Genomic DNA, 26,050 nt, shown 5'->3' on the forward strand with positions numbered 1-26,050 from the left:
TTAAGGAGAACAACCATGACAACACATAAAATAATTTTAACCATAGTATCAGCTTTATTAACAAATGGCGCTTGGGCAAGCCCCATCACCATGCCCAATACTTTTTCATCAGGTAATGTAGCTGTAGTGGCACAGGTTAATGCTAACTTCACAGCCATTAAAGTTGCAGTGGATGCTAATGACGGGAATATTAGCACCAACACTGGAAGTATTAACGCCAACAGTACAAACATTGGCACTAACGATGGTCGTCTCACTACTTTAGAGGCGGGTGTTAAAAACTTAGGGTGTAATGACAACATTGCAACAAGTTTTGGTAATATTGGTAATACACTCACAAATCATGGCAGTCACATTAGCACTTTAGAAAATAGTGGCGGCTCAAGTATAGCGGATAACCCAATCATTAGTGTTAACTGTAGTATTAACTCTTTACAACAAGCGATTGAGCATTCCCCCCTTACACGGCAAGGTTATTATTGAAATCCCTGGCACTTGTACTGATGATATCTACCTACGTAAAAGTCTCGCCATTCGAGGCAATCCTGATGGACGGCCTGGCCTAGATGAGATTACTGGCAATGCCACTGGATTTAGCAGTGCAGCAAGCTAAAGTTACAACTTTAACGCAACTAATCCAGTTGGCTTAGTACAAAAAAATTCAACAAACACATTTATGCAACCATTGAGATTAACGGCAGAGCCTTAACTTTAGAAAATTTAACCATTAACGTAGGTACCAGTTATCATGCTCTAAGAGTGACCAACAGAGGCAAAGTTTATTTAAAGGACATGGTTCTGAATGGTCGTGATCATGGCATTCGAGTTTTGAATAATTCAATCATTACGTTAAAAAATACCAGGGTCAATACCGATGGCACTGCTGGTCGTGATGCAAATGGCTGCAAGGCAACGGTTTGCGGCTAAGGCGTTGTTGCTAGTGCCAATTCCAATGTGATTTTAAAATCAGGCAACACGTTGAATTTTGCATCAAGCAATGATGGCGATTCTAGTTTAATTGTGCTTGGCAACACCTCAGTATCTTTGCAAGGCAAAGACAACACAATCAACACTCTTGGTGTGTATCTAAACTCTTCATTTGAACAAATAAAACATAACACAGACAGTTCAAATAATCATATTAATGGTAATTTAGAGATTTGTGAAAACTCAAGTTTTATTGCCACAAGAGCCACGATTGACACAAGCTTGAATAACTCCAATACTGATACTAATGAGCAAGAAATTGAAGTTTGTGATGGTTCTTCTATGAGTTTAAACGGTATTGATGCTAATGCAATTTTGGTCACCTCAAAAAAGATTGATATTGATGGAAATTCGTCATTTGAAATCGATACTTGGGATGATAATAACAACATAGTTAATAGCGTCGTGATTCAACCGCCACAAGGAGAAACTGGACAAATCCAAGTTGGCATCTCTAAGGTCAATCTTGAAGTCAGTGGCACAATTGTCATGAACGTTCAGTTAGATAGTGGCTCTCATATGTATACAAGCAATGATACAGTCATTGATGGTGATTTATCCGTAAGGACTTACAGCTCTTATTATGCTAAAAATAGCAACAGTATTTATCGAAGCATATGTCCATAACTAATTAATAAATTTAGCATAAAACAAACTACTGAAAAACAATTTAACCATCAAGCAACGGTTAGACTATTTGGCTCAAGAATAAATGACAGCCTTAAAGGCGGTGATATTGATTTATTGCTAGAATTTAGTGCAAAAACCACACATTTGACGCGTAAAGTATTGCGTTTTAATACGCTTTTACAAAAACAATTAGGTGCTCAAAAAATCGACATTATCACCCTAGAGCCACATCAAACACCAAATGCCATTCAGCAACAAGCGCTTAAAACAGGGATAGAATTAACTAAATTATGATTATTCTTAACAAAGAGGATTTGTTGGTAAAAAGCGTAGTTGGGTGCTTATTCTCTGAAGATAATTTAAGTTATAAAACACCTTGAAAACGCCTGAAGGCATTGATAGGCTAGAATCTTTTGTATCTAAATTTTCACGCATGCAAGACATGTTTGTGGATAAATTATTACCACTTTTCCTCAAGCAATCTGGCGAAATCCCCAAAACGGCAATTGATAATCTATATCGATTAGAGCAGCTTAACATTATTAATAATGCTGATAATTGGGTAGATATGCGTCTATTACGTAATAAACTGGTACACAAATATGTAATTACTTGAACACTTGTTGTTGGCTAAAGAATTTTCCTTTGAACTAAGCCAAGGCTTTACAAACCTTAAATACATTCTAGAAAAATCATAATTGGTTTATAAAGTATAATTGTTAGTTTATTATTTTAGGAAACTAATTATGAAAAATGCTTTTTATGCCCAATCAGGTGGTGTGACTGCTGTGATTAATGCATCAGCTTGTGGCGTGATTGAAACAGCGCGCAAACATCCAGATAAAATCGGCACGGTATATGCAGGTCAAAACGGCATTATCGGCGCACTCACTGAAAATTTAATTGACACATCAAAAGAGTCTAGTGCTGATATTAAGGCCTTAAAACATACGCCTTCTGGTGGCTTTGGCTCTTGTCGTTATAAAATGAAATCTTTAGAGACTAACAAAGCAGAATATGAAAGACTAATTGAAGTATTCAAAGCGCATAGTATTGGTTATTTTTTCTACAATGGCGGTGGCGATTCAGCAGATACCTGCTTAAAGGTCTCTCAATTATCTGAATCAATGGGCTACCCAATTCAAGCCATTCATGTACCTAAAACAGTGGATAACGACTTACCAATTACAGACAACTGCCCAGGTTTCGGCTCAGTTGCTAAATATATTGCTGTCTCTACTATGGAAGCCAGTTTTGACGTGGCTTCAATGGCGGCAACCTCAACTAAAATTTTCGTCCTTGAAGTGATGGGTCGTCATGCAGGTTGGATTGCAGCAGCAGGTGGCTTGGTTGATGATTCAATCCCTGTGGTAATTTTATTCCCAGAGGTTGATTTTGATGAAAAAAAATTTTTAGCTAAAGTTGACAAAAACGTCAAAGGATTTGGCTATTGCACAATCGTTGTATCTGAAGGTACAAAATGGCCAGATGGTCGTTTCCTAGCAGAACAAGGCACTCGTGATGACTTTGGTCATGCACAACTTGGTGGCGCAGCACCTGTCGTTGCTAATTTAATCAAAAACTCTTTGGGTTATAAATACCACTGGGCGATTGCAGATTACTTGCAACGTGCTGCTCGTCACTTGGCCTCAAAATCTGATGTTGAACAAGCTTATGCACTAGGTGAAGCGGCTGTTAATATGGCGCTTGAAGGCAAAAACTCAGTCATGCCTGCCATTATTCGCACCTCAAACAACCCTTATACTTGGGAGATTGGCTCAGGTGAATTAAAAGATGTCGCTAACATTGAAAAAATGATGCCCATGAACTACATTTCAGATGATGGTTTTGGCATTACTGACGCTTGCCGTGAATATTTACAGCCACTTATCGAAGGTGAAGACTATCCACCATACACAAATGGCTTGCCTGATTATGTGGTGATGAAAAAAATAATGGCGGATAAAAAATTACCCCCATTTGAGATTTAAGTATTACTACAAGGAAACAAGGCTTCCTTATTTTTAACAAAAAAAACATTAAATAAAACAGATAAGGAGAAAAAATGAACATAATTTTATTAGGCCCTCCGGGCGCAGGCAAAGGCACTCAAGCAACTAACATTTGTCAAAAATATTCAATTCCTCAAATCTCAACTGGCGACATGCTACGCGGAGCCGTTAAAGCAGGCACGCCATTAGGCATTGAGGCTAAAAAAGTCATGGATGCAGGTGGTTTGGTTTCTGATGATATTATTATCGGCTTGGTTAAAGAAAGAATCCAGGCAGATGATTGCGAAAATGGCTTTTTATTTGATGGCTTTCCACGCACAATCACTCAAGCAGAGGCGTTAAAAATAGATGGCGTTAAAATTGACTTCGTGGTTGAAATTCAAGTGCCAGATGAAGATATCATTGCTCGCATGTCAGGTCGTCGTGCTCATTTAGCGTCAGGTCGTACTTATCACATTGTTTACAACCCTCCTAAGGTTCAAGGCATTGATGATATTACTGGTGAAGAGTTAGTACAACGTACGGATGATGCTGAAGATACAGTGCGTGCACGTCTAGACGTTTATCATGAACAAACCCAGCCACTGGTTGATTATTACCAATCTTGGATGAATAAAGATAGTGATGCACCTAAATATGGTGCAGCTGTTGGTGTAGGTACGCTTGACGAAGTTAGAGATCGTATTTACGCACAATTAAGTTAAGCGATTTAATCTCTTATGACTAAATTTGGTCCAATAGAAATTAACATCCCCTTTCACCCCATCCCCTTTGGATGTGCCACAGGGGATGAAACCTAACAAGTTTTTTAACTCGCCTGAAAATCTTCAAGATTTAACCCAAAATAACGGCTTATCGGCCAACGATGAAAATTTGCTACTTTATCGAAAAGCTTTGGGGCATTCAAATGAATTCGATTGCTCTGTTATTTATACAACACCTCCAAAAGCATTCTGAACCCTTTAGGTCGTCCAGTGCGACATACACAACTACCTGATAAAGTAAAGAATGTATGGAATCGCATGAACCAAATTATTATTGGTTTTATGCTAGAACATTACCCAGATCCAGACAAGCATCTCATTCTTGCTGGTGAGGCATCACTTGATGCCACTTGGCCAATGACTAATGCAGGTGTACCCAGCATTAGAATGCTGCATAATCATTTTATCGTCTTTGACAAAGAAGCGCTTACACGCGCAAAACTAGCCGACACTAACAACCCTAATCTAACAGATGGTGGTCAACATTCCTTATTTGCCGCTTACATGCAGGATGTTTATACTGAATTTTTATCCGCTTTGGGCTTAAAAATACTTAAACCCATCACTGGCGAAGCCTCAAGTCTTAAACTAACTGGATATCCACAAGGACTGCCCAATTGGGAAATTCAAGGCGGTATTGAAAGTTTAAAAAATATTGATTTTTGGAAAGAGTATGATCAAGTTTTAAAAGGGTTTTTGGATCTTTATCGCAGTTTTTTGCCCAAGTATCAAGCAGAAACTCTGGCGTCCCAGTTAATGCCTATTTTCCAAAAGAAATTGAGAAAATTTTATTATTTAATAACTACTTCCTATCTGCCGCTAAAAAAGTGCACGACAAATGTATTAACGATGCCAAATATTCAATCTTCCATTCGCTGGCAACCAGCATTCAAACAACTTATCTATCGTAATGATGACAACAAACTTATTGTCATCATTTCCCAAAATTCAATTGGCAATGCTATTACAGAGCTTTTAGGTGTCGTGGTTAACCGCGCCCCAGATGCTTTAAGCTATGAAAAAGCCGAGCCTGCCCTTATTGAAAAACTACTTAAACTTAGATCTCGCTTAATTGAAGCAGATTTAGGTCATGGCATTAAAACCAAATATTGGAACGAAAACTAGCACTTAATAACACTCTATTAATAATTAACATAAGTTAGCTCTATTAAATTATTAAGTTATCGTCTTACTGTGTAAGCAATTATTAACTATAATCAATCCTGAAGAAAATTTTCATACAACTAAAAAGGAGAAAATAAAGTAATGGATACAATTCTTATCCTTGCCGTTTCGGCATCAATTATCGCTGTTTTATATGGCCTATTTACAATTACCTGGATTAACAAACAGCCTACAGGTAATGACAAAATGAAGGAAATTTCAGATGCGATTGCACAAGGCGCAAATGCTTACCTAAATCGTCAATATTCAACCATTGCTATGGTGGGTGTTGTTTTACTTGTCATTATTACTTATTTTTTAGGTATCACCGTTGGTCTTGGCTTTTTAGTTGGTGCAGTATTATCAGGCGCAACAGGCTACATTGGTATGAATGTATCAGTTAAGTCTAATGCTCGCACAGCACAAGCGGCTAATAACGGCATGAATGCCGCTTTCCAAGTTGCCTTTAAAGGTGGTACTGTCACGGGTATGTTGGTTGTTGGCTTGGCACTATTAGGTGTTTCTGGTTACTACGCTGGTATGATTGAGTTTGGCGTTGCACAAAAAGACGCATTACATGCGCTTATTGGCCTTGCGTTTGGTGGCTCGCTTATTTCAATTTTCGCGCGTTTAGGTGGCGGTATTTTCACTAAAGGTGCTGACGTTGGTGCTGATATTGTTGGTAAAGTTGAGGTTGGCATTCCAGAGGATGACCCACGCAATCCTGCAGTAATCGCTGACAACGTGGGTGACAACGTGGGTGATTGTGCAGGTATGGCTGCTGACTTATTTGAAACTTATGCGGTTACCATTGTTGCAACCATGATGCTTGCGGGTGTTTTAGGCTTGGGTGATAATGCTATTTTGTATCCCTTGGCTTTGGGCTCAGCTTCAATTATTACTTCTATTATAGGCACTTTTTTTGTTAAGGTCTCCGATGGTGGTTCTATCATGGGTGCTCTATATAAAGGCTTAATCGTTTCAGCGGGACTAGCTGCGGTTTCTTTTTACTTTATTACTGATGACATGGATATGGGGATAAATTTATTCTACGCATCACTCATCGGTTTGGCACTAACAGCCGTTATGGTTGTGGTAACAGAGTATTACACGTCAACTGAATATAGCCCTGTGCAACATGTTGCCGAGGCATCACTCACAGGTGATGGTACTAACGTTATTGCCGGTATTGGCTTGAGTATGAAATCTACCGCTCTTCCTGTGCTGGCAGTATGCGCGAGTATTTGGGGTGCGCATGAATTGGGCGGCTTATATGCTATTGCAATTGCAGCAACAGCTATGTTATCAATGACAGGCGTTATTGTCGCACTTGATGCCTACGGTCCAATTACGGACAATGCAGGTGGCATCGCAGAAATGGCTAAACTTCCAGAAAAAATTCGCAATATTACCGATCCTCTAGATGCCGTTGGTAATACAACCAAAGCGGTAACCAAAGGCTATGCAATTGGCTCTGCTGGTTTGGCAGCACTGGTATTGTTTGCCGACTTTACTAATGAACTACGCACTATTGAACAATTCAAAGACATTGCATTTGACTTGTCTAATCATAAAGTAATCATTGGTTTATTCTTAGGTGGCTTAGTGCCTTATTTATTTGGTGCAATGGCAATGGAGGCTGTTGGTCGTGCTGCAGGTGGTATTGTCAATGAAGTACGTCGTCAGTTTAGAGAAATGCCAGGCATTTTGGATTACACACAAAAGCCTGATTATTCTAAAGCAGTTGACATGCTCACTAAATCTGCCATTAAAGAAATGATATTGCCTTCTATTTTGCCAATTGCGTTTCCGGTTATCGTTGGCTTGCTATTAGGTGCTGAGGCGCTAGGTGGGCTACTAATCGGCTCTATCGCAACGGGTATTTTTGTTGCAATCTCAATGACCACGGGTGGTGGTGCATGGGATAACGCTAAAAAATATATCGAAGATGGTCACTTTGGTGGTAAAGGCTCAGATGCTCATAAGGCTGCTGTTACTGGCGATACAGTGGGCGACCCATACAAGGATACAGCAGGACCTGCTATTAATCCACTGATTAAGATTATTAACATTGTTGCAATTATGATTATTCCTCTTTTGTAATAATTAATTGATTCATTAAAAATGAGGAATGACAACTCTCATTTTTTTTACGCCTGAAGCAGTATAAATAACTAAAGAAAAACCATTCTGGTTATTAACAGGGCATTGCCCATTATTAAAACAAAAAAGACATGCTACGTATGTCTTTTTTTAAAATTTAAATCTTAAAAATAAGTATTATTTTTGAATGTGCAAATCTAGGCCTTTGGTGTGTTTGCTTAGCATAAAATCCGCTTGCGCCTTTAACAACTTATCCGCACATTCGTACAAATCGTTATATTCAGGAACGCCAGTATCAAAGCGTTGATCAGTCAAATAATAAAAGAAATTTTTGTAGGAAAATGCACCCATTTTTAAAATAATAAAAGTTGAGTTTTGATCTTCCCAAACAACTGCTGGGGCAAGCGTTGGCTCATCTTCACCTTCTTTGGTAATTTCAATATCAGCTAAATTAACCTCAATCTTTTCTTTTCTCCAACGATGATCAACCGCACTTTGAATGGTCTTTATTTCTGATTCTGTAAAGTCAATACTCATAATTAATGTATTGTTAATAACTGTTCCATATCTGGCTGCTCATCTATCATACCACCTGCCTCCATCTCTTCATCCGTTGCATCACGCACTAAAAGAATTTCGAGCGAAAATTTAACTTCACGGCCACAAAGTGGATTATTACCATCAATGGTAACTGTCTTATCATCGACTTTAGTGACCAAAAACTCCTTAGGATCTCCTTTGGAATTTTCCATAACAACCTTAGTACCTACTTTTTGATATTCTGGTGGAACATTTTTAATTTTATCAATAAAAACTAAAGATTCGTCACGAAATCCGTATATTTTCTCTACATCGATGTTAATCTCAATGATATCGCCCTGCTTTCTGCCTTCTAATTCAGCAATAACCTCTTTGCCCAATGTATCGTTAACGCCATGCACGTAGCCGACTGGATATTCAATTTCTGAAAAGACATTACCAGTTTTTTTATCAATGACTTTGTAGATAAGTTCAACATATTTAGAATCTTGAATAGTATTATCCACAGCTTTTAAAAAATTGTTGTACCAAAAATCTTAACCACATCATCTTCATAACCAAGCACGAGTCTACCTAAGTACTCACCCTCTTTTTTAGAGTGAGTTTGTTTATATAACACGGTTACATGCTGACCACGGCGAATCATACCCAAATACCCTGCGCCTTTTTCAAGACCCTTGGTTAGCTCGCTACGGGCAAACTGTTTACCCATTTCAATTTCATTGGCACCACGCAAAAAGTCCTCTGAAAAATGACGACTAAAGGCGCCATAATTACTACTATTAGAATATTTAACTAAGTCATCCCACATTGGACTTGCAATCGCTAAAATTTCTTCATCTGTTTTATCAATAATGTTCATTTATCCAATATTCCAACAAAACGTTTTTTCTTAAACAGTAGATAAAAATTTAAACTAAATCTCTATTTTTCATCTTTCTCGCCAACTAAATGGTAACAAGGCGCCTTCTCTAGTGTGTATTCACCAGTAACACGGTCGCGATGAGAAACTGTCAATACGTGCCAATTTTTATCATCTAATTTCATGGCATCGCCACGATAATAGTAACCAGGCCAACGAGTCTCTTTACGGAACAAAGTATGCTGAGTCACACATTCAGAAGTACGGTGACGGTGTCTTAATTCCCACCCACGCATCAACTGATGAAGATCTTCTGCACCAATGTGCTCTAAATCTTCTTCTAAAATAGCCAACTTTTTCAAGCCTATATTCAACAACTTGTCGTTGGTTACATAAGAAACAGTAACACCGCCACAATACTCGTCCATAAGCTTTTGCAAACGTTGCAATCCACTCATCGGCAAAATATAACTTGGCGATACTGTACCAGCAACAATTTCGTTACGACCAATCGTATAATTCTCTAAAGGTTTAAAGATTTGCGCTTTACGATCAGCAATTTGCTTATCAGACACCTTAATCCCTTCTCCCTTACCATCATCAATGTACTTGCATGCTGCCTTAGCAGCCAAACGACCTTCGGTAAATGAGCCTGATGAGAATGCATGTGGCGTACCACCAACAGTATCACCCGCACCAAATAAACCATCTACCGTCGTCATGCGATTATAACCCCAGAAGTATTCATCAGGAGAGATGTCCTCAGGACCTGAGCACCATGCGCCACAACCAGTAGCATGTGAACCCATTACATATGGCTCAGAAGTTGTTAACTCAGGGTTTTCATATTTAGGATCAACGTCTGTTGCTGCCCAAAGTACTGCCTGACCAACTGTCATGCCTAAGAAGTTTTCCCAACCAACTTCTTCTAAATGAGGGTCTTGGAATGCCTCCATTGTTACCATGTGAATTGGACCACGACCAGCATTTACCTCACTGATAAATGCATGATTACGCAAACAAGTTGGAATTGGTTTATGGGACAAATGTTGACCTTCTGTATCTAGATATTCTTTACCTACCATTTTCGATAATGCCGGGAACCACTTAGATTCATACTCGTCACCATAACCATTTTGAGTGTAGGTCTTAAGATGTAGGAAGTATGCGCCGACAGGACCATAGCCATCTTTAAATCTAGCAAGAACGATACGGTTCTCCATTTGCGTCATCTTCGCACCAGCTTCGATTAATAAGCCATATGCAGAACCAGAAGACCATGGTGCATACCATACACGGCCCATACCTTCACCTACTGAGCGAGGCTTAAAGATATTAGACGCACCACCAGCACCAACAATAGTAGTCTTAGACTTAAACACATGATAGTTACCAGTACGTACGTTAAAACCAACAGCACCAGCAACACGATTCTCTTGTGCATCGTCCATTAACAAATGAGTAACCATAATACGGTTGTAAACTTTGTCAACCTGCTTGGTTGCAGCTTCAGCAACGATAGGCTTATATGATTCACCATGAATCATAATCTGCCAACGACCTTCGCGCATATAAGCACCAATGTCTTCTCTCTTAGGATCCTTCATCAATGGAAGACCCCACTCTTCGAACTTATGCACTGCAGAGTCAACATGGCGAGCCATATCAAACAGCAAGTCTTCACGGACTATACCCATTAAATCCATACGTGCATAACGCACGTGGTCTTCAGGGTTGTTTTCACCAAAACGAGTGCCCATATAACAGTTAATCGCGTATAAACCTTGAGCAACAGCACCTGAACGATTAATGTTTGCTTTTTCTGCAATGATGATTTTTTTATTACGACCCCAATATCTAGCCTCATAAGCAGCACCTGTACCACCTAAACCAGCACCAACAACTAAAATATCAATGTTGCCTTCTACAATTGTTTTAATACCCATTAGTAGTACACTCCTTCTTTAAATTTCAAACCGTTAGATTCTAACGTGTGAATATCGCCATCATCCATACGAATATATCTAGGTTCAAATGCTAATAACTGCGAGTTACGCATGTCGTCACTAGGCTCAGGCTCATTTCTGAAATCAGGAATCTTGGTTCCCCATGGTTGAGTTGTAATTGGTGATAAGAAGTTCTTTACACGACCGTCACGGAATTTAACTCTCCATGCAATGGTGCCTTTCTCTTCGTCACGAATAACGCGAACACTGTGTCCTAGTGGTGCAAAGTCTGCATAACCACGGACATCAATTGCCTGATTCGGGCATGCTTTAACACATGCATAACACTCCCAGCACATGCTTGGTTCAATATTATAAGCACGACGATATTTATCATCAATGTGCATAATGTTAGATGGGCAGATATCTACACAATGTCCACAACCATCACAACGAGTCATATATACAAAAGTTGGCATATTATTTTTTCCTCTCTTCTTATTTAATTAATTTAGTAGTGCTTAGGTGCTTCACGCTTAATACCAAGGCCCATATTCATTGGTGCGTCTTTTAGAAGCTCCATTGAATATCTGTTTTGTTGCCACACATCGTCTCTTGTCTCGTGAGGCAAGTTCTCGTTTGTGCCATTAGCTTTGATAATGCGCTTATTATATGCAGCAGCAGGCTTAAAGAACATATGAGAAAATTTAGACCAATATACGCCGCCAAATAGGGATGCAGTCGCAAAAAGAACTAAGATAAACCACACGCCAGTACCGCCACCGTAGATGTTCCAACCTAGTGCAGTTACTGAAGTTGCCATTAATGACAAACTAAACATGTCTTTTTTAATAACAATTCTTGTCCATGAATAACCTTCCGCTTGGCTATCTACTTTGAAGCCAAACCAGTACCAAAATGTACCAATAAATAACATGATTGCGCTAATATTCCATACTTGTGCTAATATCTGAGTCTCTTGTGCACCAAAAATAATAATAGCAGTTGAGGCGTTAAAAAGAATGAAACCCCACATGGTTAGGATATGTACCAATCTACGAAGTCCATTGCTAAATTCACCAGCTGTTGCAACATCTACTACAATCGTACTTGATAATATCTTTACTTTATCACCAGCGCTTAATACCTTAAGCCTGCCTTCTTCTTTGCCCAATGAACATGGTGCATCACCTGCGGCTAAATCTTTTTCAGCTTTTGCCGTTACATTAAAAAAGTAAGTTGCACTTTTCTTATGTAACAAATCTAGCGCTGTCATAACAACCACTAGGGCAATCATAGTGACTACATACATTTGCATGTCTGCGTATGAAATACCTTCTGCTAATAAACTAGCAATTGGTGTTGAATTGATATCGATCATTGGTTTTTTCTCCTTAAAGTTAAATCACTCTCATTCTAAATTTTGCCGATTCTTTTCCAATCAGCGTTCTTACCAGTCTTTTTTTTCGTCTTAACGTCCAATGACGTTTTGTCAAAATCCGACCTATTATACTTATATAAAACTTTCGTTACAATCAAAAAATCTTTAATTTCTCAAGATGTCTTGATTATGGATATGGTTTATTATTTTGCCGAGTGTCCACTCAACTTAATTTCTACTTTGTCTTCATCCTTAATACCTGCATAATAGGCTTGTAAAACTTTGGCTACTTCAGGACGAGAAAAAGTCTCTGGCAAATCTTCACCATCAGAAAGCATCTTACGAACTTTAGTACCTGAAAGCAATACACGATCTTCTGCATTATGAGGACAAGTTTTCATTGAAGACATGCCGCCACATTTCTGACACCAGAATGTCCAGTCAATCTTTAGCGCTTTTGTCACCAATGCGTCATCAGCAATCTCATCAAAAATGTTATGGGCATCAAATGGGCCGTAATAATCATCAACACCAGCATGGTCACGACCAACAATCAGGTGCGAACAACCATAGTTTTGTCTGAATAATGCGTGTAATAATGCCTCACGAGGACCTGCATAACGCATGTCTAATGGATAGCCAGATTGTAGGATGGTATTGTCTACAAAATAGTTTTCGATTAATACTGAAATTGCTTCTGAACGCACATCAGCAGGAATATCATCAACCTTAAGACCGCCTAATACTGAGTGAATCATAACGCCGTCACAAATCTCCACTGCAATCTTAGCTAAGTATTCATGTGAACGGTGCATTGGATTGCGTGTTTGAAATGCTGCAACTGTCTTCCAACCTTTATCATCAAAATAAGCACGAGTTTCCATTGGGGTCATATATAAATTACTATACTTTTCAGGAAAACCACCATCTGACAATACCTTGATAGAGCCAGCAAGATTGTATTTGCCTTGAGCCATTACCATGACAACCCCTGGATGCGCCATCTCAGTTGTTTTATAAACAATATTGCACTCATGAGTTTTATCAATTGAATACTTTTCACTGATAGCCATGATTGCAATAATTTCATCCGTCTCACCATTGACCAAAGCAACTTCATCGCCCTGATTAACATCTTCACTATCAGTAGATAGGGTAATAGGAATTGGCCAAAATAAGCCGCTTTCTATGGTCATATTATCACAAACACTTTGCCAATCTGCCTTGCCCATAAAGCCTTCTAACGGTGTGAAGCCGCCAATACCCATCATAATGATGTCGCCTACTTCTCTTGAAGAACAGTTAACTTTTGGTAGTAATTTTGCTCTTTCTAACTCAGCTGCTAAAGCGCTACCTTCTAGTGCTAATGGCTTTAATGTGTCACTGCCATGTGGTGGGACCAGTTTTGACATATTGCAATCCTATCTTAAATATAAAACCAAAAATTATACACACTGTCATTTTTACCTATATTACTCTATGGGGATATCCCCATATATCCCTATAGGTATATGGGTTAAAAATATCTACGTAGAAGTAATGAAGGATAACCACATTTAAGAGACCTTTACATGAATAGGGATGATAACAAAACACCATCTTTCATCAATTTTAAAACTTTTTAAAAACGCCCTTAACTCTGCTAGGAGTGGATTTAAAAAATTACAAAGTTAATAAAATCTGTCATTTTGTTATCATCCCTATTCATGTAAAGGTCTCTTAAAGTTTGATTTTAAATCGAACTCTTTGTGTACCATCTTTTAACATACTGATGATTATCTTGTCATTCTTAATATCATAATCAAGTGTGCCACCACTAAAAGAATCAAACCCTTGTACTAGATGCGCCCTACCCTTAAGATGTACGAGTTCTTGTTCGATTAAATAAGTTATATTAAGTGCTCGCGCCTCTATAAAGCGAGACTGGTTTGGTTGATTTTGTTGGTAATGCGCAAGTTGTTTGTGGGTGCCTTTGGCAATAATTTTAATAACACTTTGTTGATTGCTAAATAATTGTATGATTTCAGCGTTTAAAATAAGAGAACCCTGAGCAATACTGGCCTTGCCTATGTAAGTGCTTATATTTTTTCTCTCGTCAATCACAACCATATTAGCGCTAACTTCTATAGACTTAGAGCCGTCAATCACTAAAGCGATTGCACGACCAGACAATATCAATAAACATATTAGAAGGGCTTTATTCATAACGCCCTACCACACCACCCGTCAACTTAATTTTTTGCTCAGTTACATCATAATTCATGCCAAAAGCATGAATATCAGCAATGTTAGATTGGTAATGTATTTTCTCCTTAGTTCGGTACACTTCTAAACCATTAGACTGATCAATGGTTAGGTTTTTGGTATTAATCTCAGAGCCAGAATCTTGTACAATTTTCACCTTGCCTAATAGTTGTATCACTTGTTTTTGTCTATCCATATCAACACCACTGGCATAGATTTTATTTTTCTTGGTTAGATAAGTGGTTTTATTGTTTGAATAATAATACTTTTGACCTTTGGATTGATCGATGTACAAATCTTTGGTTAAAATTTGTTGCCCACTGTCTTGGTTAATTTTGGTATAACCTGTTAGTTTCATTGTATCATCCTTAGCATACATATGCATACCTTGGGCAATAATTTTGATATTTTCACCCAAATAAGTCACTGGTTTTTTACTTATCAGGTCACTGGTTTTAATACCGACTAATAACTCTTCTGTATTTATTTTATGACTAAGTCCATTGCTAGATTGAACACCCACTTCACCTTTAAATTTAATTTCACCGCTGTCGGTATAATGAGCGCGCTTAGAATTTAACACATAATCTTTAAGGCCTTTTTCATCATAAAATATTACTTCTGGTTCGATTAACAATGCTGGAGAATTTTTAAAACTAAAATAGCTTTTAGCTTTGACAAGATGTGACAATTGCGCTTTAGCATCAAATTCTTGCAAGGAAAAGTTATCAATTTTTTCAAGATAAGTCGCTTCTTTGGAAGTTGTTTGATTTTGTATTAATAGTGTTTGTTTTTTATCCTTTGGTGTGGAAAATGAAGACAATAATAACACCATCAAAAACCATATAACACCAATAATCACTATAATGGAAATTGTACGTAATAAATTACGCCTTAATTGGAAACTAGCCATGGTGTTTAATAGAAAAATATCAAATATTTATGCCATAACGCTCAACACTTCTCTTAATTATACTCTAATAAAACGGGTCATTATTGAACACCGGATTAGTATACTCCAATATCGACGTAAAATTAACGACGACAATATTAAACTCAAAGAGGCATATGCATTACGTCTTTTGTGCTTAGAACACAACACTTTATTTATCATTAACGATGACATTAATCTGGCAGAGAAAGTCCATGCTGATGGAGTGCATTTAGGCAAGAATGATAGTTCAATACAACAAGCAAGGCAACAATTAGGCGATGCTACTATTATTGGCGTGTCTTGCTATGATAATATCGATTTAGCACTTCAAGCTCAAAATCAAGGTGCTAATTATGTCGCTTTTGGTGCACTATTTGACTCCAACACCAAACCTGACGCACCACATTGCCCACTTAGTTTGATCACAAAAGCCAAACAAATATTACACATACCCATTATTGGCATTGGTGGCATTGACTTTCATAACCAGCAGCAAGCGTTTGATGCTGGCTGTAATGCAGTCGCAATGATCAACACTTTGTTTAAAAGTCGCCACTAGGCATTATCGCCTCTTTCGTATGTATCTAGGTTGGTGTACAATATCCGAACTTGAAGTTTGATTTAATATCACCAATTTAATTTTTTGTTGTCTCATCTCCTTAAATAGGCATTAAATTTAAACTTGGAACAACTAAAACTAAACACAACTTAGGGTGTCTATGTTTAAACTATTTAAACCAAAGAATCTTTCAATTGACTTGGGCACAGTTAACACGCTCATTTATCTAAATAATGAGTTGGTTCTAAACAAGCCATCAGTCGTAGCAGTTCGTGATGACAGAGGCTCGCCAGAAACCAAAGTGATTGTTGTTGGCAGAAAAGCCAAAAATATGCTCGGCAGAACGCCTGATTCTATTCATGCCATTCGCCCAATGAAAGACGGTGTGATTGCTGATTTCACCATTACCAAAAAAAATGTTGCAGCATTTTATTCATCAAGTATTAAACACTAAGATTTTCTCACCCAATCCTAATATTTTAATTTGTGTACCTTGTGGCGCTACTCAAGTAGAACGTCGCGCAATTAAAGAAAGCGCTGTTGAAAGCTGGTGCAAAAAATGTATTTTTGATTGAAGAGCCTATCGCAGCAGCGCTTGGTACTGGCATGGAAATTGAACAATCACCTGGACATATGGTCATTGATATTGGCAGTGGCGCAACCGAAGTTGCGATTATGTCTTTGAATGACATTGTTTATGCTGATTCATTACGCATTGCTGGCGATGCTTTTAATAACAGCCTTATTAAATATGTACGCCATAAGCACAAAGTCACCATCGGCGAAACAACAGCTGAAAAAATTAAAGAAGAAATTGGCTCAGCTTTTGAGCCTAACATACCCACAGAAAAGATTTATACAGGCCGTGATGTCACCTCAGGATTACCAGTCATGGCCAGTGCTCAAGTTTTATCGGCATTAAAAGAGCCCTTAAAAGCCATTATTAGCTCAACCAGAGGCGCATTAGAAAAAACTCCGCCAGAATTGTCTGCTGATATTGCAAAAAATGGTGTTATACATCACAGATGGCAGGGCTTTGCTAGAAAGGACTAGATAAACTCATTAAAGACCAAACTAATCTTAACGTACGATTGCACAAGAGCCATTAAATTGTGTTGCTCGTAGCGGCGCACTTACACTAGATTTAATCGACAAACATAAGATGAATTTCTTATCAACTGAGTAGCACCTAAAAACTAAGAGGGTACTAAAAATGTGGTGATTGTCCTATTTATGCAAAGATTTCATCTAATCAATTTCAATCAATTCTTGCACTGCTGGACAATACAAAGCGCACTTTATTTCCATTGAATAACACGCTGATAAAACCACTTTATAGGACAATAATTGTTTCGTATGTTTGGTTTTTTGACTTTGTATAAATTGTGCTATTGATTCATCATTCGTTTGTCTTGTGGTTTTAAAATCAATAATCCACAAAATATCTTCATCAATAAATAATCGATCAATAATAACGCTACACTTGTCACTTATAAACTCTGCCTCAACTTGGGTTGATGTTCTTTGTTTGAACAACCAAGAAAAGTGTTTGTCTTGTTTCGTTAAATTAAGCATGTTGACAATAAAATCGATATGACTGTCAATGTCCATATTACCAACACCACACTCCATTAGTCTTGCTCTTATACTTTGTTTTTCTGGTGAAAACAACCCGTCTTCATAATATTGATGCAACAAAGTGCCAAGCAAGCTTTTGTATTGCAAATCAACACTAAGCTGAAAGTCCATTTTTTCCTTACTTTCATCAGGCAAATTATCATATTCTAAGGGCTTAATATAACGTACCAACTCTGGCGCTTGAACGGGTTGTTGATTATCCTCAGTGGTTGATAGTTTGAGCTTGTCAAATTGATGCTGAAATATAGGTGCCAATAGTTTTAAAAAAGTATTGCTACTGGCTTGATTGCTTTTATTTAGCGTTCCTAATAAATGAATTTCAAACTTAGCACGTGTCATTGCCACGTACAATAAACGCATCGTTTCAAACTTATTTTGTTGTAATGCAATATGCTTTAAATAGGTGTAAGTATGGCTGTCATCTAGTTGTGTATAAGACCTTATCGGTGCCAATAATAACGACTGATTGCTAAATTCTTGCAAGTGAATGATGGGTGGTTTGTTATTTTGTGGCGCTTTACCCAGCCCAGGAATAATAACCAATTCAAACTCCAAACCTTTAGCTTCATGGATGGTCATTAGCTTAATTCGTGCATTTACACTGGGCGCATACAACTCACCTAACATTTGATTAATGGTTTCAATATCAAGTTGTTGCGCAGACTCACAATCATGAATAATTTGCAAAAACTGAGCTTTAATCATAGATTGTTTAACGGATAAGGAATCCTGCGGTGCTAACTGGTTAATCGCAAATTCAAGCACCTTTGTGAAACTAAATCTAGATTGTTGATTAACAATATCACGTAAAACATGAGCAAAATTTCGCACACGCAATTGTCCGTTCTCGCTCAAATCTTGTAAAACTTGCTCATCTTGAATTAAATCAAAAATAACACACCCATCCTGTTGTGACAATACAAGCAGATCTTCTAACAACAATCCACACCAAGGCGCTCTTAAAATAGCTAACCAGGCAAGTTTATCAGCCAGATGTTTAAGCGCTCGAGTCAGACTAAGCAAATCACGGGTAAATAAATCCTCCTTTAATGGGGATGTTCTTAATGCCTCAAATTGAATATTGGCACGCTTCAAAACGGGCACAATATTACCTAGGTGCGAACGGTTTCTAACTAAAATAGCAATCTCTTTTGTTGGGTTGCTTTGGATAATTTCAAGCACTTTTTGTGCCTCAAAATCATAACACTTGTGTGCAAATGGATAAAAGTTAATGGCATTTTCACCTTTATCAATAGAATTGGCCTGTGAATGTTCATACTTAATTGCACCCTTAAAGGCATCTTCCTGCTGAGGAAATATCTTTGAAAATATTTTATTATTACCTTCAACCACAGATTTAGAGGAGCGAAAATTAGTACTCAGTTGTAAAAATTCAGGCTTAATATTGGCAATGCCTTGCGTCCGAACCTGTAAAAACAAGCCCACCTGAGATTGCCGAAATAAGTAAATAGACTGCATGGGGTCGCCCACTAAAAACAGTGTTTTACCATCGCCTACTTGCCAATTAACAATCAACTTTTCTAATAAAGAAAACTGCGTAGCTGAGGTGTCTTGAAACTCATCAATCAAAATATGCTGGACTTTGTTGTCCAAGAATAGTGCAATATCACTGACTTGATGCTCATCTAAAGCCTGATCTGCATCCAAGGCAACCTGAATAAAATCATGCGTTTGATTAACATCAAACAAAACATTTAATTGAGCAACAGCCAACTTTAATACTTGTGCAATGTCTTGGAGGGCATTAATTTGATTGGTTGAAAAATCAACATCGGGCAAGTTAAATGTCTCAAATAACAAATCTTTAAAATTATCTTTACCTTGAAAATGGTTTAAAAATTTAATAAACTCGTCTTTTTGTGCTTTCACTTCAGCTGGAAATCCATTGTTCGTATTAACACTTTTACGCCACTTATTGTTTTTTTTGCTTTTACCATCAAGCAATAGGTCTGCTATATTTGCCCATACATCTAAGCACCCAATACTTGTATTTGGCAGTGCCTGTATTTGCGAAAATTTAGATTGAATATTATATTTTAATAAGTCAAAAAAAGCACCATCAAGGTGGTGCTTAGCCTCATTTTTTAACAACTGTAGGTGCTGTGTAATCACCCTTTCAGAACTCAACCGCAAGGTTTTAATATTAAGCGCGCCATGCTGGTACAACTTCAAAAGCCACTGATCACGCTTAGCCAGCATATCCGTAATCAAACGATAAAACTTATTAACATTATTATCCAAATATAACAGCACCGACTCAATGCTATTTTGATATTCAGGCTCATCAATTGCCAATAATGTTTGCTTCGCAGCTTGAAGATAAACATCATTTCTTGCCCAGTTTTGCGCTATGATTTGCTTGGGTACTAGTTGATTCTTACTTGGATAACGACTGATAATCAAACTTGACAGACCATCAATCGTTGAGATTTTAAACCGCTCAGGCGTGTTTAATAATTGCCAATCAAGTATCTTGGATTTTTCTAATACTTTAAGAGCCAAGTCATAAGTAATTTGCTTATGTAACTCTTTTGGTCGATTGCCTTGGACTAATTTTAGAGACTCAATCACCCGAGTGGTCAACTCACTCACCGCCTTTTTAGTAAAGGTCATTGCAATCACACTTTCAGGCGAAGCACTCACTGATAACAATTTCAAATAACGCTGCGTTAATAACTCTGTTTTCCCCGAACCCGCAGGCGCTTGAACGATAAAAGATTGACTAACGTCTAATGCTTGTCGCCTTTGTGTTTGGTCATTCACCGTTTCTTGATATTTTTTAAAAATTCTACTAATTCATTAACATTAGTATGCTGATTGTTTTTTACATTTTGACATGCGGTTGATATTTTATTTTTTAATTCATTACATTTATTAAATATCTTGCCCACCTCAACTCTAACGCATTTTAATTTAAGTAAAAAATATACTTAAAATTTTGACAGTTTTTGTTAAAAAGTCAAGTTTATTTACATTTTTTCAGGGCTAGACACGCCTAAAAGACTCAATCCATTTACCAATATTTGTTTCACTGCTGTAATAAGCAATAATCTTGAGTTTCTCAGTTTGTCGTCATTCACTAAAAACTCGCAATTATTGTAATAACTGTGGAAGTCGCCCGCCAAATCACGTAAATAATGCGCCAGCATATGTGGCTCGTAGTTAAGCGCAGATGATTGTAAGATGTCTTTATAACGATTAAGCTCTTTAATTAATAAGATCTCTGATTCATTGTTTAATACCGACAAATCAATATCCACCATAGAGGGCTTGCCTTGTTTTAAGACTGAGCAAATACGTGCATGAGCATATTGAATATAAAACACTGGATTCTCATTGCTTTTTGATTTGGCTAAATCTAGGTCAAAATCCATGTGTTGTTCTGATTTGCGCAAAATATAGAAAAAACGTACCGCATCATTGCCCACCTCTTCACGCAACTCTTCCAAAGTAATAAACGAACCGCTGCGGGTTGACATGGAAGCTTTCTCATCGCCTCGATATAGGTTAACAAACTGCACCAATAAGATTTCTAACTTATCAGGATTGTGATTAAGCGCTTCAATCGAGGCTTTAACCCTAGCAATATAACCATGGTGGTCAGCACCCCAAATGTTGATAATTTTGTCATAACCACGTTCAAACTTTTCAAGATGGTAGGCAATATCGGAGGCAAAATAAGTGTGCATCCCATTTTCCCGAACCACTACACGGTCTAAATCATCGCCAAAATCGGTGGTTTTAAACCAAAGCGCGCCTTCTTTTTCATAAATGTATCCTGAATCCTGTAGTTTTTTCACGGTTTCTTTACTTAAGCCACTATCCACTAAAGACTGTTCAGAAAACCACTGCTGATATTCAACACCGAACTCAGCCAAATCAATTTTAATACCACTCAAAATATTATTAATCGCCAAATCAAAGATTTTTTTGTAATCATGCCCTAATTGAGACTTACAATTAGCAATCAAATCGTCAATATGCTTTTCTTTGTCGCCACCGTTTTTCTCATCCTTGCAAACACCATCGAAAATATCAAACTTTTTTACACCACTAATTTTTTTAGCAATATCAAAGATATAATCACCCTTGTAACCATTATCTGGAAATTGCTCAGTTTCAACATAACGCAAGTAAACTGAAGTCGCCAAAATATCCATCTGCCGACCTGCATCATTCACATAATATTCATTGTCAACTTCAAACCCTACTGCACGCAAAAGATTAGCAACTGTTGCCCCATATACCGCCCCGCGACCATGCCCCACATGAAGTGGGCCAGTTGGATTGGCAGATACAAACTCCAACAATATGCGCTGACCTTTACCCACGTCCGCTTTTCCATAGTGCTCTGCTTGATTAATAATCTGCTCAATTATCTGCACGTTTTCATCTTGAGAAATAAAAAAGTTAATAAACCCAGGACCTGCAATTTGCACTTGATCAATTTGCGTATTGTCACCCAAATTATCAATAATTTTTTGTGCTAATACTTTCGGAATCAGCTCTGATCGCTTTGCCAAAACCATGGCAATATTTGAGGCAAAATCTCCTTGGGTTTTGTCCTTGGAATAGTCAATACGAATACTCTCAGGCGCGCTCTCAAGCACGCCCTCATTCACTAACGAGTTTAGAGCTTGCTTTAATATTTTTTGTAATTGTTCTTTCATAATAATTTAATGTGCTTGTTGCCAAGAACTGCCAATCCCCACATTTACTTTAAGAGGAATATCTAATGGATAGGCTTTGGCCATTAAGTCTTGTATTTTATGAGCAAATTCATCAGCTTTTGATGTGCTTACTTCAAACACCAACTCATCGTGTACTTGCATAATCATTCTAATATTTGGATTGTTTTGCCCAATCCACGCATGAACATCAAGCATTGCTTTTTTAATAATATCTGCTGAAGAGCCTTGCATGGGTGCATTAATGGCAGTTCTAAGCGCGTGTTGTTGTAGCATTTTATTCTTGGCATTAATTTGTGGTAAATACAAGCGTCTGCCCATAACAGTTTCAACATAGCCTTGTACTTTTGCGCTTTCTTTGGTATTGTCCATGTAATGTAACACACTAGGATAATTATCAAAGTAAGCATCAATATATTGTTTTGCTTCAGTCCTGGAAACATCAATTTTTTTTGACAAACCAAAGGCACTCATGCCATAAATTAAGCCAAAATTAATGGCCTTAGCACGCCAACGATGTTCTTTTTTCACCTCATCAATTGGTACATTAAACATGGTTGATGCCGTTGTACTATGCACGTCTTTATCATGATTAAAAGCGTCTAATAGGCCTTCATCTTGAGATAATTGCGCCATAATTCGCAGTTCAATTTGCGAGTAATCAGCAGCAATAATAACGTTATCTTTACCAGCAATAAACGCACCACGAATACGCGCACCTTGTGTGGTGCGAATAGGAATATTCTGTAAATTTGGATTACTCGATGATAACCGACCTGTAGCAGTTACTGCCTGATGATAAGAAGTATGAAGCCTATGCGTATTTAAATCAATTTGCCTGGGCAATGCTTCAAGATACGTGGAATTAAGCTTGGTTAATGTACGGTAGCTTAATATTAAATCAACCAATGGATGGTCTAAAAGCTTTAACGCCTCTTCATTCGTAGAAGGTGCGCCTTTGGGGGTTTTTTTCAAAGGGGTTAGTCCTAAACCTTCGGGTTCAAATAAAATTTGTTGAATTTGCTTAGGCGACTCAAGATTAAACACACCACCTGCCAGCTCAAACGCTTGAGCCTGAATATCCTTCATTTGTTGAATAATGTCTATCTGTTGGGCGCTTAGTGCGTTCACGTCTAATTCAACACCATTACGCTCCATACGCAACAAGACTTTAATCAATGGCAATTCTAGGTTTTGATACAACTTAACTAACTTGGGATATTGGGCAATTTCCCCATCCAATACATGATTTAACAAATCCGTCACTATCACGTCTTCACAGGCATAAGGAAAGGCAATTTCTAAATTTACTTGATTAAAAGTAATTTGTTTTTTGCCTTTGCCTGCCACATCAGCAAAATGAATGGTTTGATGATTCAAGTAATATTCACTCAAATCATCCATATTATGCCTTGTGGCAACTGAATTTAAGCAATAAGATTTCACCATGGTATCATCACTAATGCCTTGCAAATCAATTTGGTAATTGGCTAAGATGTGTGCATCATATTTTAGATTTTGCCCAACTTTTCCAATAGACACATCCTCTAAAATTGGCTTTAGCTGATTAAGCGCAGCCTTAAAATCCAACTGCCTTGGCGCATCTAAATAATCATGACCAACAGGCACATAAAAACTATCCTTATCAACTAAAAATACCCAACCAACAATGGCGGCATTCATATAATCTAGCGACGTGGTTTCTAAGTCAAATACAAACGTCTTTGAGGTTTTAAGCCGATTAAGCATTGTGTCAAACACATCTAAATCTAGCACCAATGTCTGTGAATAGCCCTCAAGAACATCAACCACATTACCAGTATTTTCAGCTATTTCAATGGCTTGAGTCCCTACTTGCTCTAGTATAGGCACATTGCCCAGTTGTTTTAACCACATCGAAAAGCCATACTGCTGATACAAATCAGCTAGTTTGGCAATATCTTGTCCTGACTCGTCATCCAAGATATTACAAGGCAAGGCAACATCAAATTTAAGCTTAACTAACCGATGAGATAAATCCAACAAATCAAAATTATCACGTAACTTTTCACCCACCTTGCCCTTAATTTGTATTGAATTTTCCTTAACACCTGCAATATCGCTATAAGTTTGCAACCATTTAATGGCTGTTTTAGGACCAACGCTAGGCACACCAGGAATATTATCTACACTATCCCCAGTTAAGGCTAAAAGGTCTAAAATTTTCTCTGGTGCAACACCCATTTTTTCAATCACACCTTGGCGATCATACACAGCGCCTTTCATGTCTAATTGAGAAATATTAGCGCCCACTAATTGCATTAAATCTTTATCACCACTAGCAATAATAGTCTTAATATTATTTTGATTGGCACAGCAACTCAAGGTGGCAATCACATCATCCGCTTCAACATCAGGCACACACATAAAATGAAACCCCATGGCTTTAATAATCTCATACAAAGGCTCAATTTGCATCACCAATTCGCTATCAGTTGGCTTTCTATGTGCTTTGTATTGCGGGTAAATATCGTGTCTAAAGTTCTTACCTTTGGCGTCAAATATGGTAATTATCTTAGCCTCTGGATACTGCTTTTGAAGGCGTTTAATGGCATTAATAACACCAAACATAGCGCCTGTTGGAAAACCATCTTGATTGGTTAAGTTTTGCTTTAGCGTAGAAAAATAAGCTCGGAACAAAAAAGCCGAGCCATCCATTAAAATTAGTTTATGTGGCATGGACTAGATTTTACCAATTTTTGAACATTCACGCGGGCATAAGATAAACCAAAATATATAAATTATACGTATAAAATACAAACTAGTCATTCATCATTGTTAGCCCATGTCAGAAGTCCTTATTAGTGTAAATCATATTAGTCTTAGCCTTCATGGCAAGAAGGTGCTTGATGACGTTAGTTTTGAATTAAAAACAGGCGAATTCATTACCTTAATTGGTCCAAATGGTGCTGGAAAGAGTTCATTAATTAAAATCCTGCTTGGACTTATTACCCCTGACAATGGCAAGATTAAAAAATCTAAGCATATTAGGCTAGGCTATACACCACAAAAATTCATCCCCAATGAGTTTATCCCCATTTCAGTCATTGATTTTCTAAAACTCAACCAAAAAATTAATGCCCAGTTTTTAACAGATACTGCCACACTCACAGGCATTGAAACATTGCTACATTTATCATTAAAAAATTTATCTGGTGGCGAAATACAGCGTGTATTACTGACTCGCGCCTTACTTGCAAAGCCCAATGCCTTAATCCTTGATGAGCCCGCCCAAAACCTTGATGTAAATGGCCAAATGCACCTATATAAACTCATTCAAGATATTCACAAACAACAAAATTGTGCCGTGCTCATGGTATCACACGACCTGCATAGAGTCATGAAAGAATCAACCCAAGTCTTATGTCTATACCACCATATTTGCTGCATGGGACAACCAGAAGCCATTTTAAAAGACGCTCAATTTAATGATTTATTTGCCGACCAAATAGATGAACTTATGGCCACTTACAAGCATGGTCATGACCACAAGCATTAATATACAAGATAAAAAAGATAAGATACTGTCTTAAAAGTC

General features: G+C 37.7%; 23 protein-coding genes and 2 pseudogenes. 13 read left to right on the top strand and 12 right to left on the bottom strand.

The features are described 5' to 3' along the window. The first annotated feature begins 15 nt into the window (after positions 1 to 15). The 10 genes and pseudogenes from CVPH_RS08520 (at position 16) to CVPH_RS08565 (ending at position 7,660) form a co-directional block, all read left to right on the top strand. Positions 16 to 483 carry a hypothetical protein gene (locus CVPH_RS08520; RefSeq protein ID WP_201341312.1) on the top strand — a complete coding sequence of 156 codons (468 nt, stop codon included), beginning with the start codon at positions 16 to 18 and terminating at the stop codon, positions 481 to 483. After that, a complete protein-coding gene (locus tag CVPH_RS08525) occupies positions 446 to 613 on the top strand; it encodes a hypothetical protein (protein WP_201341313.1) in 168 nt (55 codons plus the stop codon). Before CVPH_RS08520 ends, CVPH_RS08525 begins: the two co-directional genes overlap by 38 nt. Before the next feature lie 146 nt (positions 614 to 759). Further along, the gene (locus CVPH_RS08530) at positions 760 to 927 is read left to right on the top strand and encodes a hypothetical protein (protein ID WP_201341314.1); all 168 of its coding nucleotides are present in this window, start codon (positions 760 to 762) and stop codon (positions 925 to 927) included. A 27-nt stretch (positions 928 to 954) separates the two neighbouring features. Continuing rightward, positions 955 to 1,614, top strand: a complete 660-nt coding sequence (locus CVPH_RS08535; protein WP_201341315.1) for a hypothetical protein — start codon at positions 955 to 957, stop codon at positions 1,612 to 1,614. A gap of 117 nt (positions 1,615 to 1,731) precedes the next feature. After that, on the top strand, positions 1,732 to 1,911 hold the full coding sequence (locus CVPH_RS11365; protein ID WP_483414749.1) for a hypothetical protein: 180 nt from the start codon (positions 1,732 to 1,734) through the stop codon (positions 1,909 to 1,911). 82 nt (positions 1,912 to 1,993) lie between these two features. After that, complete coding sequence (locus CVPH_RS08545) at positions 1,994 to 2,233, top strand: hypothetical protein (protein WP_201341316.1); 240 nt, start codon at positions 1,994 to 1,996, stop codon at positions 2,231 to 2,233. Positions 2,234 to 2,363: 130 nt separating this feature from the next. Then, entirely contained in the window at positions 2,364 to 3,608 is a 1,245-nt protein-coding gene (locus CVPH_RS08550; protein ID WP_201341317.1) for a 6-phosphofructokinase, read from the top strand. 74 nt (positions 3,609 to 3,682) lie between these two features. After that, positions 3,683 to 4,333 (top strand): adenylate kinase, encoded by a 651-nt coding sequence (gene adk / locus CVPH_RS08555; RefSeq protein WP_201341318.1) that lies wholly within the window; start codon positions 3,683 to 3,685, stop codon positions 4,331 to 4,333. A 67-nt stretch (positions 4,334 to 4,400) separates the two neighbouring features. Continuing rightward, positions 4,401 to 5,518, top strand: a pseudogene (locus CVPH_RS08560) (hypothetical protein). A 141-nt stretch (positions 5,519 to 5,659) separates the two neighbouring features. Then, entirely contained in the window at positions 5,660 to 7,660 is a 2,001-nt protein-coding gene (locus tag CVPH_RS08565) for a sodium-translocating pyrophosphatase (RefSeq protein WP_201341319.1), read from the top strand. 177 nt (positions 7,661 to 7,837) lie between these two features. Here CVPH_RS08565 and CVPH_RS08570 read toward each other — a convergent pair whose 3' ends face one another. The 9 genes from CVPH_RS08570 to lptC all read right to left on the bottom strand — a co-directional run bounded on the left by CVPH_RS08570 (position 7,838) and on the right by lptC (position 15,468). After that, on the bottom strand, positions 7,838 to 8,197 hold the full coding sequence (locus CVPH_RS08570) for a hypothetical protein (protein ID WP_201341320.1): 360 nt from the start codon (positions 8,195 to 8,197) through the stop codon (positions 7,838 to 7,840). A 2-nt stretch (positions 8,198 to 8,199) separates the two neighbouring features. Beyond that, the gene (locus tag CVPH_RS08575; protein ID WP_201341321.1) at positions 8,200 to 8,706 is read right to left on the bottom strand and encodes an FKBP-type peptidyl-prolyl cis-trans isomerase; all 507 of its coding nucleotides are present in this window, start codon (positions 8,704 to 8,706) and stop codon (positions 8,200 to 8,202) included. A 5-nt stretch (positions 8,707 to 8,711) separates the two neighbouring features. Further along, positions 8,712 to 9,062 (bottom strand): hypothetical protein, encoded by a 351-nt coding sequence (locus tag CVPH_RS08580; protein ID WP_201341322.1) that lies wholly within the window; start codon positions 9,060 to 9,062, stop codon positions 8,712 to 8,714. A 62-nt stretch (positions 9,063 to 9,124) separates the two neighbouring features. Then, positions 9,125 to 11,008, bottom strand: a complete 1,884-nt coding sequence (gene aprA / locus CVPH_RS08585) for an adenylyl-sulfate reductase subunit alpha (RefSeq protein WP_201341323.1) — start codon at positions 11,006 to 11,008, stop codon at positions 9,125 to 9,127. Continuing rightward, a complete protein-coding gene (gene aprB, locus CVPH_RS08590; RefSeq protein ID WP_201341324.1) occupies positions 11,008 to 11,487 on the bottom strand; it encodes an adenylyl-sulfate reductase subunit beta in 480 nt (159 codons plus the stop codon). The genes aprA and aprB overlap by 1 nt, the downstream gene beginning before the upstream one ends. A gap of 32 nt (positions 11,488 to 11,519) precedes the next feature. Further along, positions 11,520 to 12,389 carry an adenylylsulfate reductase gene (locus CVPH_RS08595; RefSeq protein WP_425353116.1) on the bottom strand — a complete coding sequence of 290 codons (870 nt, stop codon included), beginning with the start codon at positions 12,387 to 12,389 and terminating at the stop codon, positions 11,520 to 11,522. Between the two features lie 203 nt (positions 12,390 to 12,592). Further along, positions 12,593 to 13,801 carry a sulfate adenylyltransferase gene (sat, locus tag CVPH_RS08600; RefSeq protein WP_201341325.1) on the bottom strand — a complete coding sequence of 403 codons (1,209 nt, stop codon included), beginning with the start codon at positions 13,799 to 13,801 and terminating at the stop codon, positions 12,593 to 12,595. Between the two features lie 307 nt (positions 13,802 to 14,108). Continuing rightward, a complete protein-coding gene (gene lptA / locus CVPH_RS08605; RefSeq protein ID WP_201341326.1) occupies positions 14,109 to 14,594 on the bottom strand; it encodes a lipopolysaccharide transport periplasmic protein LptA in 486 nt (161 codons plus the stop codon). After that, positions 14,587 to 15,468 (bottom strand): LPS export ABC transporter periplasmic protein LptC, encoded by an 882-nt coding sequence (gene lptC, locus CVPH_RS08610; protein WP_245396165.1) that lies wholly within the window; start codon positions 15,466 to 15,468, stop codon positions 14,587 to 14,589. Before lptC ends, lptA begins: the two co-directional genes overlap by 8 nt. Positions 15,469 to 15,499: 31 nt before the next feature. On the opposite strand from lptC, the gene thiE reads away from it, so the two are divergent. Together thiE and CVPH_RS08620 are read left to right on the top strand one after the other, a co-directional pair. Further along, on the top strand, positions 15,500 to 16,126 hold the full coding sequence (gene thiE, locus CVPH_RS08615; RefSeq protein ID WP_225879697.1) for a thiamine phosphate synthase: 627 nt from the start codon (positions 15,500 to 15,502) through the stop codon (positions 16,124 to 16,126). A 160-nt stretch (positions 16,127 to 16,286) separates the two neighbouring features. Continuing rightward, positions 16,287 to 17,312, top strand: a pseudogene (locus CVPH_RS08620) (rod shape-determining protein). Between the two features lie 62 nt (positions 17,313 to 17,374). On the opposite strand, the gene CVPH_RS08625 reads toward CVPH_RS08620, so the two are convergent. From CVPH_RS08625 to polA, 3 genes are all read right to left on the bottom strand, one after another. Then, a complete protein-coding gene (locus CVPH_RS08625) occupies positions 17,375 to 20,548 on the bottom strand; it encodes a UvrD-helicase domain-containing protein (RefSeq protein WP_201341329.1) in 3,174 nt (1,057 codons plus the stop codon). A 206-nt stretch (positions 20,549 to 20,754) separates the two neighbouring features. After that, a complete protein-coding gene (gene argS / locus CVPH_RS08630) occupies positions 20,755 to 22,455 on the bottom strand; it encodes an arginine--tRNA ligase (protein WP_201341330.1) in 1,701 nt (566 codons plus the stop codon). A gap of 6 nt (positions 22,456 to 22,461) precedes the next feature. After that, complete coding sequence (gene polA, locus CVPH_RS08635; RefSeq protein WP_201341331.1) at positions 22,462 to 25,191, bottom strand: DNA polymerase I; 2,730 nt, start codon at positions 25,189 to 25,191, stop codon at positions 22,462 to 22,464. 106 nt (positions 25,192 to 25,297) lie between these two features. On the opposite strand from polA, the gene CVPH_RS08640 reads away from it, so the two are divergent. Beyond that, positions 25,298 to 26,011, top strand: coding sequence for an ATP-binding cassette domain-containing protein (locus CVPH_RS08640; RefSeq protein ID WP_201341332.1), 714 nt, complete (start codon positions 25,298 to 25,300; stop codon positions 26,009 to 26,011). Positions 26,012 to 26,050 lie beyond the last annotated feature (39 nt).

Source organism: Abyssogena phaseoliformis symbiont OG214 (assembly GCF_016592595.1).
Taxonomy (GTDB): Bacteria; Pseudomonadota; Gammaproteobacteria; order PS1; family Pseudothioglobaceae; genus Ruthia.

Bases quoted from the DNA above. Each gene is read 5' to 3' on its own strand.
- adk (WP_201341318.1), top strand. From the start codon at position 3,683: ATGAACATAATTTTATTAGGCCCTCCGGGCGCAGGCAAAGGCACTCAA.
- lptA (WP_201341326.1), bottom strand. From the start codon at position 14,594: ATGAATAAAGCCCTTCTAATATGTTTATTGATATTGTCTGGTCGTGCA.
- aprA (WP_201341323.1), bottom strand. From the start codon at position 11,008: ATGGGTATTAAAACAATTGTAGAAGGCAACATTGATATTTTAGTTGTT.
- argS (WP_201341330.1), bottom strand. From the start codon at position 22,455: ATGAAAGAACAATTACAAAAAATATTAAAGCAAGCTCTAAACTCGTTA.
- CVPH_RS08565 (WP_201341319.1), top strand. From the start codon at position 5,660: ATGGATACAATTCTTATCCTTGCCGTTTCGGCATCAATTATCGCTGTT.
- polA (WP_201341331.1), bottom strand. From the start codon at position 25,191: ATGCCACATAAACTAATTTTAATGGATGGCTCGGCTTTTTTGTTCCGA.
- CVPH_RS08640 (WP_201341332.1), top strand. From the start codon at position 25,298: ATGTCAGAAGTCCTTATTAGTGTAAATCATATTAGTCTTAGCCTTCAT.
- CVPH_RS08520 (WP_201341312.1), top strand. From the start codon at position 16: ATGACAACACATAAAATAATTTTAACCATAGTATCAGCTTTATTAACA.
- aprB (WP_201341324.1), bottom strand. From the start codon at position 11,487: ATGCCAACTTTTGTATATATGACTCGTTGTGATGGTTGTGGACATTGT.
- sat (WP_201341325.1), bottom strand. From the start codon at position 13,801: ATGTCAAAACTGGTCCCACCACATGGCAGTGACACATTAAAGCCATTA.
- CVPH_RS08570 (WP_201341320.1), bottom strand. From the start codon at position 8,197: ATGAGTATTGACTTTACAGAATCAGAAATAAAGACCATTCAAAGTGCG.
- thiE (WP_225879697.1), top strand. From the start codon at position 15,500: ATGGAAATTGTACGTAATAAATTACGCCTTAATTGGAAACTAGCCATG.
- CVPH_RS08550 (WP_201341317.1), top strand. From the start codon at position 2,364: ATGAAAAATGCTTTTTATGCCCAATCAGGTGGTGTGACTGCTGTGATT.
- lptC (WP_245396165.1), bottom strand. From the start codon at position 15,468: ATGGTGTTATTATTGTCTTCATTTTCCACACCAAAGGATAAAAAACAA.
- CVPH_RS08595 (WP_425353116.1), bottom strand. From the start codon at position 12,389: ATGATCGATATCAATTCAACACCAATTGCTAGTTTATTAGCAGAAGGT.
- CVPH_RS08580 (WP_201341322.1), bottom strand. From the start codon at position 9,062: ATGAACATTATTGATAAAACAGATGAAGAAATTTTAGCGATTGCAAGT.